Below are 1,972 nucleotides of genomic sequence, written 5' to 3'. Positions count from 1 at the left end.
TAAACCTTTTAAGTGGACATATAAGGGCAAAGTTTTGGCTGTTTAATGGTCTGTTTATTTCCGCCGCGCTGTACTAGCGCCACACCGCCCAAGCGGACACTTCCTAAAGCGCCCCACATCGAAGCTACACCGCCCGTAGCGAGAGCAGTAAGTCCAGTGGCGCTACCAATAAACCAGCCTGCAACAGCAACTGCAGCACCTCCTGCTAAAAATCCGAGTGGGTCATCTTTCATCCACTGACCGAATAACGCCCAGTCACCTCGTCCGATCGCCGCGAGCAGTTCTTTGCCTCCCTCCCAAATCTTTTTGCCAAATTCAATAGCTTTTTGCACCCCTTTTTTGATAGCCCCCCAAACAGCACCTGCGGTATCTTGCAGCCATTTACCGGGATTGACCCCTTCGGTAGTGAACGCAAGTGCAGAATTTTCAATTGTTACTCCCCAAGTTTTTTCAGTCATTTATTTTCTGTTGTTTGTAGTTGTCAATCTGCTGTTTCAATTCCGCTGCTTCTCTTTCAAGGTCAGTAAGCCGTGCTTCTGTTTTGTTAATTTCTGTTTGCTTATCCATCCACTGTTGATAAGTTTCGCGGTAAGCCTTGCTATCCTTGATTTTCACGTTGTTAGCCACTCCGTTGCTGTTTCAATAATCGAACCATTCGTTCCCATAGTTGACGTGTAGGGGAGAATTATCGTCCCTGCATATTCGAGAGAGTTGTAATCAAAGCTTAAGGTGCAGTTAGTTAAATTGTTAGGATTTTTGGCAGGTTGGTTTTGCCACTGAATGATATAAGAAACTACGTCAATAAAATATTGGCTTAGCGTGGTCGATTTTATCGTTCCCACTGGGGAACCAGCAGTAAAAGTAATTGCTGGTAAATAGGGTGTTGCACTGTCAGCGAATATTCCTGTCGATGGGGCATATACAACCTGCCCTGGAATTGTAAAATCCCCTTCTAGAATAAAATCGTCACTTTTAGTTATGTTGAACCTTTGACTTGCCAACCCTTTTTCTGCACTGTTGATTAAATGAGTGAGTTGCGACAGTTGACCTTCAATGGTTGTACCATTTGCTGTTGCCCCCGTCCCGGCTGTTACTATTGCCATGTTTTTACCTTCCTTTTTACTCTTAGCCGCCCGTGTTAGCCGGCTAAGCCAGAAAATACAGACAAAGACTAACTCTAGTTACCTTTGGTTCGTGCTGCAAGTGCGATCGCAAATCCAAACAGCGTAGTAGCCAAAGTAGTCAAATTCACTGGGGCATCGCCGTTAACCTTTAAGCCAATGACTAACGCCCCAAAAGTTACTGCGGTAGCAGAGGTACACAGAAAAAACATCAACCCTCGGAACACGTAACGGTCAATTTCAAGCATCTTCTATAGTTCCCCAGCCAGTACGACGCGGGATGTTTTCTTCTGGGAAGCCCGCCCTATCGTGAAGTATCCCTTGATTTGTCAAGACACTTTTCATATCACGAATATCGCATTTTATTACACCCATTTCAGTGATAATGTGGTCTATATTTTGTTGCAACTTTCTTCCCTCAGTAAAGCTACTTTTTGCGACTTGAACCTCTAGCTGGTCTAATTTGTTCTTGTAATGCGACATTGCAACAGCGAAGCCAACACTGTAAGCCCCTCCCCCACCACCAATGACTAAAATAATGATTTCCAGCAATTCTTTTGGCGTCATTAATTTATTTCTCCCGTATACTCCCACGCAAATAGCGATACGTTTCCGCTGTAATTAGCGTCAAATATTAAAGTATAGTTGCTAACTATTTGAGGATAGGTAATTATTTGCAATCGATTTACGTAAATCTTAAACGAGTTATCGAGTTTTGCATCGTTACCCCCTCCCACTACAAGTCCGCTATTTACTTCCCTACTAAGGTATCCGGTAGAAGTTCACGGGGTTAGCGTGGCAGAAGAGAAGGAGGAATCCGACCAGAACGAGTACTCAAGACAGATTCAGTC

General features: G+C 44.1%; 5 protein-coding genes. All 5 read right to left on the bottom strand.

The window, feature by feature from the left end; translation table 11 throughout:
* Positions 1-8 precede the first annotated feature (8 nt).
* Positions 9-458 carry a hypothetical protein gene (locus tag QUA56_RS36440; protein ID WP_333368862.1) on the bottom strand — a complete coding sequence of 150 codons (450 nt, stop codon included), beginning with the start codon at positions 456-458 and terminating at the stop codon, positions 9-11.
* Positions 451-615: a hypothetical protein gene (locus QUA56_RS36435; RefSeq protein ID WP_333368859.1), complete on the bottom strand. Its 165-nt coding sequence runs from the start codon at positions 613-615 to the stop codon at positions 451-453. The genes QUA56_RS36440 and QUA56_RS36435 overlap by 8 nt, the downstream gene beginning before the upstream one ends.
* The gene (locus QUA56_RS36430; protein WP_333368857.1) at positions 612-1,103 is read right to left on the bottom strand and encodes a hypothetical protein; all 492 of its coding nucleotides are present in this window, start codon (positions 1,101-1,103) and stop codon (positions 612-614) included. Before QUA56_RS36430 ends, QUA56_RS36435 begins: the two co-directional genes overlap by 4 nt.
* A gap of 74 nt (positions 1,104-1,177) precedes the next feature.
* Positions 1,178-1,369: a hypothetical protein gene (locus tag QUA56_RS36425; protein WP_333368854.1), complete on the bottom strand. Its 192-nt coding sequence runs from the start codon at positions 1,367-1,369 to the stop codon at positions 1,178-1,180.
* Positions 1,362-1,688, bottom strand: coding sequence for a hypothetical protein (locus QUA56_RS36420; protein WP_333368852.1), 327 nt, complete (start codon positions 1,686-1,688; stop codon positions 1,362-1,364). Before QUA56_RS36420 ends, QUA56_RS36425 begins: the two co-directional genes overlap by 8 nt.
* Positions 1,689-1,972: the final 284 nt, after the last annotated feature.

Origin of the sequence: Microcoleus sp. N3A4 (genome assembly GCF_036701805.1) — a bacterium.
In the GTDB taxonomy this organism is placed as follows: Bacteria; Cyanobacteriota; Cyanobacteriia; order Cyanobacteriales; family Microcoleaceae; genus Microcoleus.
Note: the sequence above shows the minus strand (reverse complement) of the source record. Positions and strands in the feature narration are given on the sequence as shown.